The organism is Amycolatopsis sp. MJM2582 (assembly GCF_000754115.1).
Classification (GTDB): domain Bacteria; phylum Actinomycetota; class Actinomycetes; order Mycobacteriales; family Pseudonocardiaceae; genus Amycolatopsis; species Amycolatopsis japonica.
Window position 1 is genome coordinate 59,511 of record NZ_JPLW01000001.1, and the last position, 18,027, is coordinate 77,537.

16 protein-coding genes and 1 other RNA gene are annotated in these 18,027 nt (G+C 69.2%); 7 read left to right on the top strand and 10 right to left on the bottom strand.

Annotated elements, in window-relative coordinates; all coding sequences use genetic code 11:
• Positions 1 to 3 precede the first annotated feature (3 nt).
• The 5 genes from ED92_RS00215 to ED92_RS00235 all read right to left on the bottom strand — a co-directional run bounded on the left by ED92_RS00215 (position 4) and on the right by ED92_RS00235 (position 7,183).
• Positions 4 to 2,169 carry a hypothetical protein gene (locus ED92_RS00215; RefSeq protein ID WP_037331964.1) on the bottom strand — a complete coding sequence of 722 codons (2,166 nt, stop codon included), beginning with the start codon at positions 2,167 to 2,169 and terminating at the stop codon, positions 4 to 6.
• Positions 2,166 to 5,120 (bottom strand): ATP-binding protein, encoded by a 2,955-nt coding sequence (locus ED92_RS00220; RefSeq protein ID WP_037331966.1) that lies wholly within the window; start codon positions 5,118 to 5,120, stop codon positions 2,166 to 2,168. Before ED92_RS00220 ends, ED92_RS00215 begins: the two co-directional genes overlap by 4 nt.
• A 3-nt stretch (positions 5,121 to 5,123) precedes the next feature.
• A complete protein-coding gene (locus ED92_RS41705; protein ID WP_076153445.1) occupies positions 5,124 to 5,600 on the bottom strand; it encodes a hypothetical protein in 477 nt (158 codons plus the stop codon).
• 9 nt (positions 5,601 to 5,609) lie between these two features.
• On the bottom strand, positions 5,610 to 5,876 hold the full coding sequence (locus ED92_RS00230; RefSeq protein WP_005166545.1) for a hypothetical protein: 267 nt from the start codon (positions 5,874 to 5,876) through the stop codon (positions 5,610 to 5,612).
• 443 nt (positions 5,877 to 6,319) lie between these two features.
• On the bottom strand, positions 6,320 to 7,183 hold the full coding sequence (locus ED92_RS00235) for a hypothetical protein (RefSeq protein ID WP_037331968.1): 864 nt from the start codon (positions 7,181 to 7,183) through the stop codon (positions 6,320 to 6,322).
• A gap of 256 nt (positions 7,184 to 7,439) precedes the next feature.
• Between ED92_RS00235 and ED92_RS00240 the strand changes: the two genes are divergently transcribed.
• The 4 genes from ED92_RS00240 to ED92_RS00255 are packed head-to-tail and all read left to right on the top strand — an operon-like array spanning position 7,440 to position 10,132.
• Positions 7,440 to 7,940: a YbaB/EbfC family nucleoid-associated protein gene (locus ED92_RS00240; RefSeq protein WP_037331969.1), complete on the top strand. Its 501-nt coding sequence runs from the start codon at positions 7,440 to 7,442 to the stop codon at positions 7,938 to 7,940.
• 25 nt (positions 7,941 to 7,965) lie between these two features.
• The gene (locus ED92_RS00245) at positions 7,966 to 8,298 is read left to right on the top strand and encodes a hypothetical protein (RefSeq protein ID WP_037331971.1); all 333 of its coding nucleotides are present in this window, start codon (positions 7,966 to 7,968) and stop codon (positions 8,296 to 8,298) included.
• Positions 8,299 to 8,303: 5 nt separating this feature from the next.
• Entirely contained in the window at positions 8,304 to 9,446 is a 1,143-nt protein-coding gene (locus ED92_RS00250; RefSeq protein WP_037331972.1) for a hypothetical protein, read from the top strand.
• Positions 9,447 to 9,496: 50 nt separating this feature from the next.
• Positions 9,497 to 10,132: a hypothetical protein gene (locus tag ED92_RS00255; RefSeq protein WP_037331973.1), complete on the top strand. Its 636-nt coding sequence runs from the start codon at positions 9,497 to 9,499 to the stop codon at positions 10,130 to 10,132.
• 207 nt (positions 10,133 to 10,339) lie between these two features.
• Here ED92_RS00255 and rnpB read toward each other — a convergent pair.
• The 5 genes from rnpB to ED92_RS00275 all read right to left on the bottom strand — a co-directional run bounded on the left by rnpB (position 10,340) and on the right by ED92_RS00275 (position 13,970).
• An RNA gene (gene rnpB / locus ED92_RS41290) (RNase P RNA component class A) lies at positions 10,340 to 10,738 on the bottom strand.
• A gap of 14 nt (positions 10,739 to 10,752) precedes the next feature.
• Positions 10,753 to 11,313: a hypothetical protein gene (locus tag ED92_RS00260; protein ID WP_228694698.1), complete on the bottom strand. Its 561-nt coding sequence runs from the start codon at positions 11,311 to 11,313 to the stop codon at positions 10,753 to 10,755.
• The gene (locus ED92_RS00265; protein ID WP_037331975.1) at positions 11,234 to 12,517 is read right to left on the bottom strand and encodes an NAD(P)/FAD-dependent oxidoreductase; all 1,284 of its coding nucleotides are present in this window, start codon (positions 12,515 to 12,517) and stop codon (positions 11,234 to 11,236) included. The genes ED92_RS00260 and ED92_RS00265 overlap by 80 nt, the downstream gene beginning before the upstream one ends.
• The gene (locus ED92_RS00270) at positions 12,514 to 13,323 is read right to left on the bottom strand and encodes a ferredoxin (RefSeq protein ID WP_037331976.1); all 810 of its coding nucleotides are present in this window, start codon (positions 13,321 to 13,323) and stop codon (positions 12,514 to 12,516) included. The genes ED92_RS00265 and ED92_RS00270 overlap by 4 nt, the downstream gene beginning before the upstream one ends.
• Positions 13,320 to 13,970, bottom strand: a complete 651-nt coding sequence (locus ED92_RS00275; protein ID WP_037331977.1) for a DUF4142 domain-containing protein — start codon at positions 13,968 to 13,970, stop codon at positions 13,320 to 13,322. The genes ED92_RS00270 and ED92_RS00275 overlap by 4 nt, the downstream gene beginning before the upstream one ends.
• A 246-nt stretch (positions 13,971 to 14,216) precedes the next feature.
• Here ED92_RS00275 and ED92_RS00280 point away from each other — a divergent pair, with 246 nt between their 5' ends.
• From ED92_RS00280 to ED92_RS00290, 3 genes are read left to right on the top strand one after another with little or no spacing between them, the layout of a single operon-like run.
• The gene (locus ED92_RS00280) at positions 14,217 to 14,771 is read left to right on the top strand and encodes a sigma-70 family RNA polymerase sigma factor (RefSeq protein ID WP_037331979.1); all 555 of its coding nucleotides are present in this window, start codon (positions 14,217 to 14,219) and stop codon (positions 14,769 to 14,771) included.
• Between the two features lie 11 nt (positions 14,772 to 14,782).
• Positions 14,783 to 15,142, top strand: a complete 360-nt coding sequence (locus ED92_RS00285; protein WP_235213166.1) for a zf-HC2 domain-containing protein — start codon at positions 14,783 to 14,785, stop codon at positions 15,140 to 15,142.
• Between the two features lie 31 nt (positions 15,143 to 15,173).
• Entirely contained in the window at positions 15,174 to 17,999 is a 2,826-nt protein-coding gene (locus ED92_RS00290) for an AAA family ATPase (protein WP_037331983.1), read from the top strand.
• Positions 18,000 to 18,027: the final 28 nt, after the last annotated feature.

Below are 18,027 nucleotides of genomic sequence, written 5' to 3' on the forward strand. Positions count from 1 at the left end.
GGGTCACCGACCCACGGCGTGGTCTGTGTCCCGGACTTCCTCGCGGACCTCCAGCCCGCGCGACGGCCGGTACAGCACGAAGACCGGCTTGCCCGCGACGACCTCGGGGTCGACGCGACGCGGCCGCGGCGTCGACGGCCCCGCCTGCACCGGAACGGCGCCCGAATAGTCCGGGGTGGTGTAGCCGCCGCCCGCGGAGTTCATCCGCGACGGCACCACGACCGGCTCCGGTTCGTCGCTCCAGCGCCGGTCGGCGACCGGCGAGGTGTCGACCCGGCGGCTCGGGACCTGGATCGGGCTCCGCCCGCCCGAGGTGAACATCGAGTCGCCCGGATTGCCCGCGGACGGGTTGTACTGGCCGAACACCGGGACGCCTCCGCCACCACCGGCGGGCAGCGCGGGCAGGCCACCGCCACCACCGACCGCGCCCGGCCACGGCGCTCCCGACCACGCCGCCGCGGGGCGGATGGCGCCGGAACCGTTGTCGAGCCGCTGGGAGCTGGCGAAGATCGTCGCCTCGGGCCGGAACCGCCCGCCGCCGACCGTCGCCCCCACGGGACCGCGAAGGTCTCCGTCGACGACGTCGTCGGTGTCGCGGACGTTCTGCCAGAACGCGTCCTGCGGGGTCGGTTCGTTGTTCTTCTTGCGGAAGCGGGAGAAGAGCCCGCCGCGCGGTGAAGGCATCGCGCCGCCGACCATGCCGACGGACATCTCGACCATCTGCCACAGCCGCCGCACGGGGCGCCCGACCATGAACAGCAGCACGGTGATGATGGCCGCCAGCGCCATCTTCGTCAGCAGGGACAAGGAGTTCCCCGCCGTGAAGATCGCCTCCAGCAGGAGCGTGTGCACACCCGCCAGCACCGAGAGCACCATCAGGTTGAAGGCGACCGCGCCGACCACCTTGAGGATGCGCTGCATGATCTGCGGCTGAAGCAACGCGATCAGGCCGATCAGCGGAGCGGTCAGCACGAAGATCCGGATCAGGACCTGCGCGAGCAGCACCGTCGCCTTGGCGAGCAGCTGGAACAGCGAGTAGAAGATCCCCTGGCCGAGCGAAAGGAATCCGGCGCCGACGCGGCTGCCGTCCTCACCGGTGAAGTACCCGGTCGCGGGGCCGAGTTTGGTGGAGATGTCCTTGAAGGCCGCCTTCTTGGAGTCCACCAGCGCGGCGTCGGCGTCGCCGCCCTGCTGGATCTGGCTCCAGGTGAAGGCCCGCGCGTCCAGCAGGGGCGGGCCGTACTGGATCGCCTGCGGCGAATCCGGGCTGCCGAACTCCCCGCGGAGCCAGTTGTCGTAGACGACCCGGCAATGCAGTTCGGTCGGGACCCGGTCCCACGGCTGGCGCGCCGCGACGGCCTCCGGGGTCGCCTGGCACGGTTGCGCCGCGGGCGGCGACGGTTCGGTGGGCGGCGGGGTCTTGGCCTCGTCGATGAATCCGGCCTGGATGTTGGTCGTGGTCTGCACGATCGCGTTGTCGATCGGATCGAGGAACCGCAACAACGCCAGGGAGGACGCGGCCAGCCAGACCGCGGCGAGCCCGTACAGCGCCCGTTTGCTGACCGCGGCGAGATCGCCGCGCCAGATGTTGCGGAACAACATGATCGACATGATCAGCGCGGCCAGGCCGAACAGCTGGGCGTAGATGTTGTTGTAGACCTTCTCGGCCCCGGCCTTGACGGCGTTGTACAGCGGGCTGAGCAGGCTGCCCTGCAACACCGTGTAGTGCAGCGAGTTCGTGGCACCGACGATGTTCTTGCCGATGTTGAACAGCTGGTTGCCCGCCCAGGTGTCGATCGTCGAGTTGGGCGAGGTGATCCCGGCGAGCGGGCCACAGTCGGTTTCGAAGGTGTCCCAGACGTGTCCCGCGTACCCGTAGACGTTGTACGGGCTGCCGCCTTCGCCCTTGGCCGTGGCGGGCGGGTCGAGCGCGCCGACCATGCCCGCGCCGGGGCGTTCCGGGTTCGGTGCCTCACCACAGGCCGCGGCCGACGCCGCCGGAGCGGTCGCCACGGCCTGCAGGCCCAGGATCAGCACGACGACGAACATCGTCGCCCGGCGGCTCGGTCTGGTCTTGCCGGGCCGCGGCCCCTCTTTCAGGCGGCGGCGCAGCGCGTGCCAGCCGGCGGCGAACGCGAGCACGAACGCCAGTGTCAGCACTGTGTTCATGCGGCGTCCCTGCCGGTGCCACCCTTGCCGGCGCGCGCGTGCTCGCCCTGACTCCCGTTCCCGTTGTGTCCATTTTGGACAGCGCCTTGCACTTCTCCGGTTTCGGCCGCCAACGGGTCCGGGGCGCCGAGCATCTGCTCATCGGTGAGGCCGACCTCGAGTTCGGCCGCGAGCTCGAGGTCTTCTTCGAGCTCGAAGTCGTCCTCGGGCGGTGTCGGGACGTACTGCTTCTCCTCCGGGACCGCGATCTCGTTGCCCGGCTTCGACGGTTTGGCGTCGGGCGAGCCCGGCGTGGTGTCCATGACCCGGCGCAGGTGTTCCAGGTGCGGGCCGGAGAAGTCGACGCGGATCCGCTCCACGCCGCCGGCGCCGTCACCGAAGATGAACTGCCGGGGCTCGACGTCGCGCTGGAGATCGCGTTGCGAACCGGGACGGCGGCCCAGCGCCGCGACGACCTGTTCGTAGCCGACGCCGACCGGGACCTTCAGCAGGCGCAGCGCGTCGGCCTGGGCGTCGTCGTCGTCGAGACGGCCGACGAACACCGAGTCCAGCAGCGCCACGAAACCCTGGATCTTCAGGAAGTCCGCGGGGATCTGCGAGGACAGCAGCACCCGGACGTTCCACTTTCGCGAGTCACGGGCGAAGCGGTTCATCAGCACGCGCCCGGTCGGGACCTCGGAGAGGAAGAACGCCTCGTCGATCCAGACGCCCTTGCGCAGTTCCTTCGGCTTCTCGTAGACCGACCGCTGCGTCAGCCACGCGGCGAGGTTCAGCATCTCGACGCCGAGAGATTCCGCGTCCGTCCAGTACTCGCGCGGGACGCCGTCCTTGGGCAGGGTCAGCCCCGCCATGGTCAGCACGGTCATCCGGTCGTCGCGGGTCTCGGAGTACGGGTCCGCGTCGGTCTCCGGGATGAGCAGCGCCATCCGCTCGCGCATCTCGTCGAGGAAGTCCGCGACGACGACGGCGTGCTCGTGGTGCTCGCTGGAGTCCCGGCGCAACGCGTCGATGACCTGGCCGGGGTCGGCGTCGAACCGGCCGCCGACCGCGCGGACGGCGCGCAGCAGCACGATCCGGGTCTGCGCCATCCGCGAGACCTCGTACGGCAGGACACCGGTGAGGACGTCGAGCACGAGACGGCGGCGCGTCGCGCCCGCGAGGGCCTTCTCCCGCCGCCAGGAGCGCTCGGGGTCGTCCTCGTCCATGAAGTGCTCGATCTGCGGCTCGGCGACCACCCGGTACGGGTTGAGGATGCCGGGCTGCGCGTTGAGCAGGTTGATGGGCCGCGCGTACGGCCGCAGCTCGGGCAGGTCGCACAGCCGCGACAACGGACCCGACGGGTCGAGGATCGTCCAGTGCGCGCCCGCGCGGAGCGTCTTGTAGACGATGCCGCCACCGAGGAACGACTTGCCGCCACCGAGGCCGGCGACCATCGCCGTCAGCCCCGAACCGTCGCGGATCTCCTGCGCCATCCACGGGTCCCACGCCACCGGGCGCCGGGTCGCGGTCACGGTCTCGCCGAGCAGGATGCCGCGGCGGTCACCCACCTCGGCCGTCGCCGTCGGCACCGCCGAGGAAGCCCACACGACCGAACCGCGGCGCATGTACGCCGCCGAGGCCAGTGGCTCGCCGGGGATGAACTCCCTGGCCAGCGCGTACTGCGCCTCGGGATGCTCGACGGCGATCTTCGGCTTGTAGAGGTCGAGAAGCTGCTGAGCCAGGCGCAGCGCGTCGCGCTCGGTCGGCCCGGACACCGCCAGCCGCCACCACGAACGCACGCGGGTGGCCAGCGCGGTGAAGCCCGACGTCATCTCGTCGTCGATCTCCAGCACCCGGCCCGCCTGGCGCGCCAGCGACTGCGGCGGCTCCAGTTCGTGCTCGTCGGTGTAGTGCTTGACCTGCGAACGCACCTTGTTCATCTGGCGCTGCAGCTCGCCCGCGACCTCTTCGGGACGCCGGACGTAGATCCGCGCCGACACCTCGACCGCGGCGGGCAGCCGGTCCGCGTGCTGGATCCAGGGGTCGTCGACCTCGGGGATCTGCAGGCCGTGCATCTGGCCGACGGTGAGGACCGCGAGATGCCGCGAGACGCCGGCGTTCGACCCGGTGCGGCCGCGGACGGTGACCGTCGGCGCGTACGGCTCGGCGTGGAAATCCGCCGCGTCGGTGAAGCTGGCGAGATCCTCGGGCTCCCAGGCGGCGCCCGGGACCGCGGGCATGTTGCGCGGCGCGGGCAGGCCCAGCGAGCACGAGCGGTGCATCAGCCAGGACATCTCCTCGGCGTGCACCGGACGACCTTCGAGCCCGGCGGAACCGATCACCTGGTCGAGATGCTCGACCTCGGAGTCGAGCGCGGCCAGTTCGGCGTCGACGGCCTCCGGCAGGATCTTGCGCAGCACCGGGGCGGCGCTCTCGACCGCGCGGTCGATCATCCGCCGGGTCTGCACCTGGACGCCGAGATAGACCTCTTTTTCGGCCATCGAGCGGCCCATCAGCTGCTGCTGCTCGCCGATGAGATAGTCGTCGAAGGACAACGCGCCCTGGACGTCCTGGGGACGGCCGACGGCGTTGTGCACGTGGGCCTCGGCCCACATGCGGATCGGGTACGGCCGGTTGGTCACGCGCAGGTGCAGCCAGCGGCCCTGGAGCTCAGCGTACTGCCCGGCGATGGCCGCGATCAGGTCGCGGCGCTGCGAGTCCGACCGGAACGACCAGCGCTGCGGCGCGAGCCGGTACCAGGCGTACACCTCATAACCGGTGCGTAACAGGTGCCCGTCGATGCTTCGCGCCGCGATCGACGGGGTATACGAGGGTATCGCCGCCTCTCCGGGCAACCGCCTCCCCTTGCCGGCCTTCTTGGGCTGCGCGGAGCGGACCTGCTGGGGCGGGTTCCAGGCCCCTTGCTGCAGGTCTCGATCACGTTTTCCTCGGCTTCCGCCGCGACCGAACAACGACTACCTCCCGGCCCGAGCCGCGGGGCGGCTCCGACGCGCTCGTGGTGTTCCCTGAGCTCCGGCGCCGCCGCCGTAGCCGTGGTGCTGGTACTGCCGTCTCCTGCGGTGCTTCGGTAGCGGGCGGTTCGCCCGTACCCGGACGCGGGACGCGCTGGCCGCGCCACCCGTGCCCGTGGTCCGTTCTCTCGGTGTGTTGAGCTCTTTCGCCGCCATCGCGGCCACGGCGCCCAGCGGACGCTCGTGGCTGATCTTGGCCGTGATCAATCTGGTGATCACAATTGTGGCGACGAAGGCCCAGGCGGTCGAGAAGAACCCAAAGCTCCAGCCCGCCCACCGTTCGACGGTGAGCACGAGCAGGAAGACCGGGATACCGACGAGCCACGCCACGTAGCGGGCTCTCCAGGGAAAAGTCGCTTTCGGCGGGCCGAGCCATACGGCATCGACCCGGTAGACCTCGTCATCGGTGCGGATACGCAACGCGAGCCCTCAGCCTGTGAAGAGGCCGGCGATCCACTGGCCCACGTTGACTCCGGCGCCACTCACGGCGAGGCCGATGATCGCCAGCGCGATCACGACACCGGCGAGTCGGCGCATGACACCCGCGTTGTCCCCTTTGCCACCGCCCAGCCACAACAGGAGGAGCGCGACGGCCAGCAGCACCAGGGGGATGATGTTGTCGATCAGCCAGGTACGGACGTTGCCGGTGCCGAGCTCGCCGGCGGCCAGCGTGTCGAGGGTGGTCAAGGTCATCATCGCATTACTCCCGGTGCGCGGAGAGGGGGTTCGCGCGGTTCTGGCTCGGTGGTGCTTCGAACATCATGGCGTCACGAGGCGTAGTGGTCAAAGCGCGCTCTGTAGATGTCGTTTTGTCTACAGTTCACAGAGCGAGGCACAGCACCACGACCATCCTCGGTCTCCATCATCGTTGCAAGGGTCGTCTGGATTAACCCCGGCCACCCGTATTTCGCAGTGTGCGAACGGCCTCACTCGCTTGCGAGGCATCTTGCTCACTGTGAGTACGGGTCGGCCGGGGAGAATCCGGCCTCGACCAGTGTGACATGACTCGTTCGGTGGCTTCTCACGAGTCCGCTGGGTGAACACGCATTCGACAAAAAACGCGAACGCCGATCAAGCGAAAGTCACGCTTCCGTTACCCAAAGCGAAATCGGGACGGCCTTTTTCACTACATAGCGTGATTATCGGCCCGTCGAGAACACATTCGCGGGAAAAGCGCCGGCTTCGACCGCCTGGCGGCTCAAAGGCCCGCACAGCTCGTGAAGCCGCTTCGTCTTCTCTTCGCCGAGATGCTCCCAAGGCCCCGCCGAAGCCGCGTTCGTGGCGACTTCGAGCCGCTCGCGAAGATCGTTCCCTGCCTCCGTCAGGCCGCCTTGGTCGTCAAGGACGCCCTGCTCGCGAAGCTTGGCCGCCGCGGCGTCCCACTGCTCGTCGCTCCAGCCGCGGGAGGCCTTGGCCGCCTCTGGCAGGAACCCCTTGCCGGTGGCGGTGTGCGAGACGAGAGCGGCGAGCCCGTCGACCCCGTTGGCGACGAGCGCTGCGATGTGGCCGTCCCCGCGGTGCTCGCGCAACAGGGTGATGGCGTGCCAGAGGACGAGATGCGGCTCGCTGGGCCACTCGAGGCCGGCGTGCCCGGCGTAGAGCGGACGGCCGTCCGGCTGGCAGCCGCCGGTCGCCTCGCGGGCGAGTTCGGCCGCCTCGGCGACCGCTTCGGAGCCGAGGGTCTCTTTGCCGAGGAGCCGGGTCAGCGCCGCGTCGACGGCTTCGAACCGGGCTTCGATGATCTTTTCGGGCGTGGCCAGCGTCCACGCGCGCGGGATGTGGCGGGCGACCAGTTCGGGATTGAAGTTGTAGAACGTCGCCGCGACCACGCCGGGCCCGACCGCGCCCATCGGCGCCGCGCGGCCCGCGAAGTACGTCATGCGCCCCGGACGGAGACCGGCACCCGTGAGCGCCTCTTCCGTCTCGGGGGCGAAGTAGGTAAGGGAATGCAGTACATCGAACGTCCCGCGGAAACGTCCCGTGACCCGACTCGCTTCACCCATGGGGGCACCCTACCGGCAGGTAGGTATCCGGCGCAGGTCTCGCCGCCGAGGGAGCAAGGGACCTTTGCTACCACTTGGGGCGGGGGTGTGGTGACCGTGTGGATTTTGTTGCGTTGGGTGACCCGAAATCCACACAGTCCTCGCGCCGAGGGAGCAAGGGACCTTTGCTACCACCCCCGCGACGACGCGGGAACCGAACCGGCTCGGCTACGTCATACTCCTGAAGCCGGATCACCACAGCGCACGGGGAGCGACGATGTCCGCCCAGATGGAACAACTGATCGCCCAATTCGAGAACTTCCAGGCCAAGGTGCGCCAGGCCGAGGCGCGCTTCGCCGAAGTCGGCGACATGCAGGAGCGGATCGCGCAGGTCGAGACCTCCGTGACGTCCCCGTCCGGCGAGGTCACGGTCGTCGCCGGGGCGGGCGGAACCGTCACCGACCTCCGGCTCAGCGCGGGCGCCATGCGCCTCGAAGCGGGTCACCTGTCCTCGGTGATCATGAGCACCCTGCGCAAGGCCGTCGCCGGCGCCGCCCAGCAGCAGGCCGGGATCGTGGACGAGACGTTCGGCGAGGCGTTCGGCGTCAACACGTCGCAGCAGGTTCGCGAGGCACAGGCCGAGGCGTTCGGAACCGTCGAGGAAGAACCCGCGTCACAGCAGCAGCAACCGCAGCAGCCATCCCGCCCGGCGCGCCGCCCCGCCCCGCGGGACGACGACGACTACTTCGACGACGGCTCCTTCCTGCGCCGCAGCTGACCGAACCGACCGAGGGACTCCCACGATGTCAAAGGGAATCGAGACGAATATCGCGGCGATCGCCGCGTATGCCCAGCAACTCCCCTATTACGAGCAGGAAGCGGAGAAGTTCGGCGCCAAGATCGACGCCGCCGACGTGACCGACGAGGCGTGGGGCATCGTCGGGATCTGGGCCAAGCAGGGCTACACCGATCGGCTCGGCGAACTCCGTTCGCTGATGAACGACATGAAGGACGGCGTGGACGGGTTCATCTCCAAGCTGAACAAGGCCTCCGAGATGTACCGGGGCATCGAAGAAGCCGGAAAGGTCGAGTTCGGCAAGCACGAGGCGACCATCGACGAAACGCTCGGAAAGTAGGGGTCATGACCGAGGAGAAGTCGAGCATCGCCGACGGCGTCGACGTCCAGGCGTACGACGAGAGCATGAGCGCGAACCTCGATCGCGCGATGGGGCACGTGCCGGTGGCGGGCACGATCTACAAGTCGGGCAAGTCGATCGCCTCGCACGCCCAGCAGGCGGCCCAGGCGGACAACCCGGCCGAACTGGCGTCCGCGGGTGCCGCGCTGGTCGGGGACGGGGCCGCGTTCGTCGGCGCCGCCGCGACCGACATGGTCACCTTCGCGATGGACCCGATCGGCTGGCTGGTCAGCCACGGGCTGAACATGCTGCTCGAGCTGGTCCAGCCGCTGCAGGACGCGTTGCACCAGGTCACCGGCGACGGCCCGGCCATCGGGCACGCGTCGGAGAACTTCGTGGCGCTCGCGAACGGATTCGTCGCCCTCGCCGACGACTTCGAGAAGACCGGTGACGCGGCGCTCGCCGAGTGGGTGGACGACGCGGGCAAGGCCGCGAAGGAAGCACTGGGCGACTTCTCCGCCGGGATCCGCGGCGTCGGTTCGGCCGCCGGATCGGTGGCCGAGGTGCTGCAGATGTGGTCGATGGTCATGGTGGTCATCGAGGAGCTGATCAAGGGCATCATCACCGAGCTGATCTCCTGGCTGATCACCATCTGGCTGCCCGCGCTGGCCGCGTCGGTGATCAGCTTCGGCAGCTCGGTCGCCGCCGCGATGACCGCGTCCATCGCCAAGGCCGCCAGCGTGCTGCAGAAGGTGACCAAGTACCTCGGCAAGTTCGGCAAGCTGCTCGACACCTTCATCGAGTACCTCGCGAAGTACGCGACCAAGGTCGTGGACATGACGAGGAAGTTCCGGATCGGCACCTACGCCGGTGAGTCGAAGTTCTCGCTGAACGTCCTGGAGAACACCGCCGGGGTCGCGCTCACGCCGAGCAACCGGGTGCTCACCACGATGTTCGGCACCTCGGTCGGCGTGCGCCCGCTGGTCTCCGGCGCGGCCGTCAAGGGCGGCATCGGCGCCGGGAAGGCCGCGTACACCGAGGGCAAGGAAGCCGTCATGCCGGAGGGGGAGAACGAGCCGTGGTTCAACAAGAGCGAGATCGGCGGGGACAAGAGCCCGGAGGAGACGCGGGGGAACCTCGACATCTGAGCGACTCCCGGCAGCGGGCGGCGGAGAAGATCTTCGCGCACCAGGAGCGCATGGAGGACAAGGCGGAGAAGGCCCTTGTCCGGCCTGGCTTCCGTGAACGGGTCGAGGAACTGATGGCCGCCCAGTGGCGTGAGCCGGTCATCGTGCTGCGGCTCGGCGACACCGATCTGGGTTTCGACGTGCCCGGCAGGCGACTGGACGGCACGGTCAAGGGGAAGCGGCTCGTCCGGCGGTTCTTCTGGAACGTGTTCCGCGGTATCGGCGGCGCGTTCGTCTACGTCTTCGCGCTGCTGAACGGTGCGGGCAGCGGCGGTGGCAAGGGCGGTCACCCGTTCCAGCGGGAGATCCGCGTGAAGGGCCCGGCGAACGCGATGGCGCTCGAGCCCGCCGATCGGGTCCGGAAGGCGAGCGGGCCCTGGCTGGTGTGCTCGCCGTCCGCGATCGCGGTGGTGGACACCGGCTCGACCTACCGGGATCCGGCCGACGCGCCGCCGCCGGAGATCCTCTGGCAGGCCAGGAAACCGCAGGCGCCCGCGATCGACTTCCGCAAACGCGTCCTGACCTGGCCGGACGGGTCGAGTTTCGCGTTCACGCTGCACGGACGCACCGAGGAGCGGTATCTGCGGGAGCGTTTCGAGTTCCCGGACACGATTCGCTGGACCGGACGGCCGGACGCGCCGAAGTAGCTCGCTCGGTGCCCCCTCATGTCCCAAAGGGTCCCTTGAAGACCTTCAACGTCCCAAAGGGACCCTTAAGGACACACCCACGCGCCTCAACTGAACACCGGAACTCACCCACTGTCCCCAATGTGGCATTGGGGACACCCAGCGTCCCCAATGCCACATTGGGGGCAACCGGCTCCAGCGCCGAACCGGCGCCCTCGAGAAGTAGTACGGACGAGCCGGCGTGTAAGCCGGATCCTGTCCCCGCCCCGCCTTGCGGCTGAGCGGGTGGCGGCCATCCATCTAGGCCCGCCGTCGCCGACGGGCTCGAGCGGCCTACCCGCAGGCTCGGGCGGGCAGCCCTCGATCGCCTGCGCAGGAGCCTCGCGGCTCCCTCTTGGCCTTGCTCCGGGTGGGGTTTACCTAGCCGTCCTGGTCACCCAGGACGCTGGTGGTCTCTTACACCACCGTTTCACCCTTACCTCCGCCCGCGAAGCGAGCGAAGGCGGTCTGTTTTCTGTGGCACTGTCCCGCGGGTCGCCCCGGGTTGCCGTTAACAACCACCCTGCCCTGTGGAGTCCGGACTTTCCTCGAACCGGTCTCCCGGCTCGCGGCCGCCCCGCCGACTCGTCCGTCGGCGAATCCTACTGCACGGGTGCCGGCAGGCAGTTCAGGTTGCGCCGTCCGTCGGGTTCGACCACGAACCACACGTGGTCGGTGCCCTGCCCGGTCCATTCGCCGGGCCGCGCGTTGGCGAACTTGTAGAGCGGCCAGCCGGCCAAGGTCACCTGCTTGGCGCCTTCGGGACGCTTGATGGTGTCGACCAGTGCCGGATCGATGCCGGTCACCAGGGGCGTGCCGGTCGTCGTGACGGGGGTCCACACCGCGGCGCAGTCCCCGAGGCAGGTCGAACGGGCCTTGTGCGGGTTGTCGCGTTCGTAGCGGAACAGCACGGCGCCGGTCTCGTCGAGGACGGCTTGCCCCATCCGTGTCATGTAGACGGCGGTGAGCCGCGTGCCGGGCGGAGGGTCCGTCGGAGTACTGGCGCGTGAAGTGACGGGCTGCGACACCCGCGGGCTGGGGAGCGATTCCGTCACCGGAGCCTGAGCCGTCCGCGACGCGGGTTCAGCCGCCTGCCACCACATCGCGGCGCCCACGACGAGCGCCGCGATGACGACGAGCATGGTCAACCGCGATCGGCGCATCAGGCGTCTCCGTTTCTCCCGGGTGGCTGACGGGGTTCTGTGCCGCGATCTCGTTGGTCCAGTGCAGGACGGCGGACGGGCTGTCGAGGCCGACGACGCCGACGAGCCGTCCCTTGCGGACGAAACCGGTGACGGGCCGTTCGCCACCGACGGGTGAAGCGAGCGCGACGGTGTCGGTGCCGAGCTTCGGGATTCCGCCCGCCTGGATGCGCATGCCGTGCTGTTCGGACCAGAACCGCGGCACCGGCGCGAAAGGCCGCGAAGCCTGCGGCCCGGCGAGGAGGTTCTCCGCGGCCGCACGGCCCATCTCGACGGCGTTGAGCCAGTGCTCGACCCGCCGCGGCGTCTCGTCGAAACGCAGGTTCGGCCATTGCGCGACGTCTCCGGCGGCGACGATGTTGTCCATCCCCAGCACGTGACAGGTCGGCGAGCAGACGACGCCGTCGTCGAGCGGCAGTTTCGCGCCGCGCAGCCACGAGATCGACGGCACCGTGCCGACGGCCACCACGACGCACGAGACGTCCAGGATCCAGCCGTCGGACGACCGCAGCCGCAATCCGTTCGGCGTGGTCTGCCAGTTGTCGATGGACGCGCCCAGCGCCAGCCGCACCCCGCGCGAGCGGTGCAGCGCCGAGAGCTTCTGCCCGATGTGCTTGCCGACGACCTCGCCGAGCAGATGCGCCGACCGGCCGATGACGGTGACCTCCCGGCCGATCTCGCGCAGGCTGGCGGCGACCTCGCAGCCGATGAACCCGCTGCCCAGCACCGCGACCGGGCCGTGGTCGGCGGCCAGGTTGTCGCGCAGTTCCGCGGCGTCGGCCAGGGTCCGGACCACGACCACCCGCGGATGTCCGTGCGGCACACCGGAAAGCCTTCGCGGTTCGACGCCGCTGGCGATGACGAGCCCGTCGTAGGGCAGTTCCTCGGCACCGGGCAGATGGACGACCTGGCGGCCCGGCTGCAGATGCGTCGCCGGGGTGTTGAATCGCCATTCGGCGTCGATCTCGTCGGGCCGGGCGAGCAGCATCTCCGCCGGGCCGGTGGCGCCGGTCAGCAGTTGCTTCGACAACGCCGGCCGGTGATACGGCGGCTCCGGCTCGTTGCCGACGATCACCAGTTCGCCGTCGAACCGCAGTTCCCGCAACCGTTCCGCACAGCGCAGCCCGGCCAGCCCGCCGCCGACCACGACGATCCGTTCGCTCATCGTCGCGCCCCCTGTAATCGGATCGCCCGCATCGGACAGGCTCTGGCCGCGGCTTGCACGAGCGGCACCTGTTTGGCGCCGGGTTTCCGGAGGTAGCGCAGCTGCCCGTCGCCCTGCAATTGGAAGACCTGCGGCGCTTCGGCCTGACAGATGGCGTAGCGGTGGCATTTCTGGTCGTCGACGGAGATCCGGACCGGCTCGGCCCGGCCGGTGCCGCCTTCGAGCAGTCCCAGCAGGACCAGCACCCGCGGCGGGAGCACCCGCAGCACGGTGAGCACGACGGCCGGGGTGAGCACGGTGATCCCGCCGAGCCAGACCGTCGCGAGGTTCCCGTTCGCGGACGCGCCCAGCCAGGAGTGGATCGCGAGCAGGCCGACCGCGAAGTAGCCGGCCTGATGGAAACGCTGCCCCCGTGGATCGGCCGCGCCACGGCGCACCGCCGCGGTGACCGAGACGGCGATGAACAGTTCCAGCCCGACGACACCGGCCGCGTGCCGCGCGAACCCGCCACCGGCGAACGGGATCAGCAGCGCCAGGACGCCGAACGACTCGTCGTCGAGGAACAGATAGGACAGTCCATGGACGACACCGGTGGCGAGACTGAACACCGCGAGCACGACGTGACCTCCGCGCAACGCCTCGTGACCGGTGACGCGCCTGATCCAGCCGGTGGCGCTCAGCACGCCCCACACCAGCGTCAGGCACATGGTCACGTAGGCGAACCGGGCCGACAGGGCGGCGATGTCCCGCACCCCGCTGTCGTGGGGTGACGGTGCCGGGATGACGGCCAGGAGCGCGGCGTTCATCCGCGCCTGCCCGATGCCCCGAGCACCCGGACGAGCCCGAAGGTCGCGCCCCCGGCGATCCCCGCCATGAGCACGCCGAGCGCGAGGTCGCCGCCGTCGAGTTCGTCACCGCCGCCGGGAGCGACCATCAGCGAGGTGGTTTCGGCGATGCCGGTGCTTTCGAGCAGGGTCATATGCCGCATGACGGTGTCGACGGCGGTCTGCGCGAAGGACCGCATCGCGTCGTCACGGGTGGCGGCCCGCACCTGGGAGGCGAGACCGAAGACGCTCCCGTGTGCGGCGCGGGCGCGATTGACGTAGAGGCGGTCGAAGTCGGCGCCGGCGGCCCCGGTGATCTCGTCGATCCAGGAACGCTGTTCCGCGGTGGGCTCGGCGGGGAGTTCGACGCGGACCTTCGAAGCGAGCGCGCGGACCTGGGCGTCGAGCCGGTCGTGGTCGTCGGCGAGTTTCCGGCCGACCTCCCGTACCCGCTGCCCGCTCCCGCGCTGTTCCGCCTGACGGCTGATCGGCCCTTCCCACAAACCCGCCTGGCGCACGCGGACGAGCAGTTCACGATCATGGGCGTCGATTTCCGCGAACGCTTGGATGGGCGTTCCCGCCCATATCACCAAGCAGGCGATCACCAGTCCGAACAGCCGATAGATCATTTCACCCGTCCCCGTCCTCGAAGTGCCTCACTGGGAGTACGGCGAACCGGAGCGGCCGGTTCGATCTAGCCGAAGCAGGCCAGTGTGATGTGCATCACACAACACATTTAGAACCGTTTATCGCCGCGATACGTACCGGCCGACTAAATGTAAACGAACCACTACTGCACATGGCTCACGGCGATAGTCTGCGCTACGGTGTACGAACCCGTGAAATCCTCCACCGCCGGGGAGGTAGCGAATCTTATGGAAGCAGTGGGCAGAGGATGCCGGTTCGATGGCGACCATCGGCCGGGCGAGGTTCCAGATGAGTTCATTTCGGTGCTGTACAAGGATTTCCGGGACACACTGTTCGGGCAGGTGATGTACCTGACGGGCCATGATCAACAATGGACGGAAGACGTCGTCCAGGAAACACTGATCCGCGCCTGGCAGCATTCGGACACGTTGAACCGCGAGCCGGGAATGTTGCGCGGCTGGCTGCTCACGGTCGCCAAGCGGATCGTGATCGACGGCTGGCGAAACCGGCGCGCCCGGCCACAGGAGGTCGAGCTGGACAGTTCCGAAAACGCCGAAATAGCGGACCGGACCGAACAGTCACTGTCCGCACTCGTCATTTCCGAAGCACTGCGTTATCTGGACGGCAAATACCAGGCCGTCATCTACGAGACGTATCTGACCGGGCATACGGTCCGGGAGGCGGCGGTGATATTGGGGATCCCGGAGGGAACGGTCAAATCACGGCTGTACGCGGCCATGAAGACATTGCGACGGTCGTTAGGAGAACTGGGGTCCCGATGAGGAAGCGAAAGGTGAAACACACCGATGTGGCGGCGTACGTACTCGGCGTGCTGGACCGCGCCGAGGCGCACGCCTTCGAGAAGCATTTGAAGGGCTGCGCGCGATGCGGACGGCAGGTCGCGGAATTCGCGTCGGTGGAACACGCGCTGGCGAAGGCCGATCTGCGCTACCTGTCCCCCGTCACCACGCGATGTCGCGGCCGGCTGTCGATGATCACGGCGAACCTCGTCGTGGTCTTCCTGGCGTGCGTCGTCGCGGCCTTGATGTCGTCGCAACGATCGTCCCGGCGGATCTCGTCGGATGCGGACATCCCGGCTCCTGCTCCCCTCGACGACCAGCGATCACTCCCGTTACCGCTTACATGCGAGTAGTCTGCCGCAAGCCGACACGAAGGTCTCTACGGTGCATACCGAAGTAAATCCCGAGAGTCCCTTCGGCGGGCCTTCGGTACCGAAGCGCCGCGCCGCCGGGTTACTGGGTCGAGACGGCGAACTCGACACGATCACCGGACTGCTCCGCGCCGCCCTGCGGGGCCGCGCCGTCAGCGCGGTGGTGGTCGGCGAGTTCGGGATGGGCAAGTCCTCGATGCTCACCGCGGCCGGCGAGCTCGCCGAAGCGGCCGGGTTCACCGTCGCGATCGCCACCGCGTCCCGGCTGGAAACCCACCTGAGCGGCGGTGTCTGCCGTCAGCTGGTCGAAGGACTCACCCACGCGCCCCCCGAACCCGGGTCGCCGCGGCCGCGCACGCCGCACGCGGCCGAAATCCTGCCGGATCACCCTCCCCGGACCGAACGGGAGCAGACGGAGGCGCTCGACGCCTTCTTCCACATCGTCCGGCACGCCGCCGAGCAAGGGCCGGTCTTCCTCGGCATCGACAACATCCACCTCGCCGACCCGTGGTCGATGCGCTGTCTCGCCTACATCCGGCACCGGGTCGAGCAGTTGCCGGTGGTGGTCGTGCTGACCTCGTTGATCGGACATCTGCAGACCGGCGAGGTCGCCCTGCTGGAGATGTCCGGCTGCACCCCGGCGACCATCCTGCTGCGCGGGCTCGGGACGCGGCACGTCGCCGAGTTCCTCCAAGTCTCCGTCGGACGGTTCGCCGAGGAATGCCGCGAGGTCACCGGCGGCAACCCGTTCCTGCTCGGCGCGCTGCGCCGCCGCCTGGTCCCGGGGATGGATCCGGCCACCGCGGGGTCGGCGATGATCGGCGAGGTGCTGCGGGTCCGCGTGCACCAGTACACCGCCGCGCCGAAGGTGCTCGAAGCCGTCGCGATCCTCGGCGAGGACGCGAGTTTCGACCTGCTGGCACAACTCGCCGGGGTCGACGAGAGCACCGCGCTGGAGGCCATCGACACGATGGTGCGCGTGCACCTGCTGACCAACAGCCACCGGCCGTCGCTGACCTACCGGTTCGTCCGCAACTCGGTGCTCGCCGACATGCCGCTCACCACCAGGGCGGTCACCCAGTCGCGGGCGGCGCGGCTCCTGCACGACGCGGGTGCCGCGCCGGAGCGGGTCGGCGTCCATCTCCTGGAGGCGACCGCGATCAGGATCCCCTGGGCGGTCGACGTTCTGCGGCTGGCCGCCCGGCATTCGGTGGTCGAGGGCGACCCGGAGCTGTCCGTCCGGTTCCTTTCACGCGCGCTGGAAGAACGTCTGAGCGAGCGCAAGCGGATGGCGATCCTGCTCCAGCTCGCGCACGCGGAATTCCACTGCGACCGGGATTCGGCGCCGGCCAGGGTGCGCGAGGCCATCGACCATATCGACGACCGGGAAACCGCGGCCTTCGTCGCGACGGCCATGATCCTTTCGCTGTGCTGCGGCCCGGACGCGCGGCTGGCGATCAACTCCGCGGGCCAGTTCGCCGCACGGCTCGACGCGGGCGGACCCGACGCCGTCTGGCCATTGCTCTGCATGACCTATCTCGCCGAAGCGGGCAGCAGACTCGGGCCACCGCCGGACTTCCGCGACTTCGAACGGCAATGGGCGCCGCTGAACGATCCCGCCGCGCAACAGAGCCGATCCGGTCTCCTCGCGCTCGACGCGGTACGCGGCGGCAAGTCCTCGGCGAACGCCGTCCGGCATTTCGGAGAGGCGTTGTCCGGCGAACAGCCCGAACTGTTCGAGCAGCCGTATTTCTTCACGCTCGCGACGGCCGCGCTCGCCGACGAACCCGCGCTCACCGACAAGCTCTGCCAAGTGCTCGACACCGAACGCCTGCCGTGGGACTTCCACGTGCCGAAGGGCGCCCTCGCCACCCTCGCCCGCGGCATCGCCCTGCAGGCGGGCGGAGACCTGGTGCGCGCGAGTGTCCACTTCGAATCGCTGGTGCGGCAGTTCGACGAGCGCGGGGTCACCGGCCGCTGCCCGATCGCGGTGCTGTGCGCGGCGAGACTGATCGAGGTCTCGGTGGACCTCGGCCGCCCCGACCTCGCGAAAGCCCTGCTGGACAGAATCGATTTCGGGGCCACACAAGCGCTTTTCACGCACAACTACCTGCTCTACGCCCGAGGCAGACTTCGTGCGGCCACCGGTGAACCGGAGCTCGGGTACGAAGACCTGCTCGGCTGCGGGCGCCGTCTCGAACACCACGGCATGCGTTTCCCCGGCTTCGCCCCTTGGCGGGCGCACGCCGCTCGCACCGCGCTGGCGCTCGGTCGCACCGACGCGGCGGCCCGGCTCGCGGAGGAGGATCTCGAGGCCGCGGAACGCTGGGGAGCGCCGAGGATCCTCGGCGGCGCGCTGACCACGGCCGGGCTCGTCCGCGAGGACGAAGAGGGCGAACGCCTGCTCACCAAGGCCGTCGACGTCCTCGGCGGGTCGACCGCGAAACTCGCGCTGGCCGAGGCGCTGACCGAGCTCGGCGTGCTGCAGACCCGGCACGGGCAGGCCGAAAAGGCGGTCGGCACGCTGCGGATGGCCGCGCAGTCGAGCAAGCATTGCGGGGCGCGGCCGCTCGCGAGGCGGGCCGCGGAGGCGTTGCGGGACGCGCGGGCGAGCCTCGCGACGGCGAAGGACAACGAACACGGTCTCACCAAACAGGAATACCGCGTCGCGCTGATGGCGTCACAGGGTCTCACCAACCGGGAGATCGCCGAAGCACTGCACCTGACCCGCCGCACCGTCGAACTGCATTTGTCCGGGGCCTACCGCAAACTGGGCATCACCGGACGCACCGAATTGGGTTCCGCGCTCGGGCGGTCTCAGCGCGTGGACACCGATTGACGGTTTCCGGGGGCGGCGGGTTCACTCC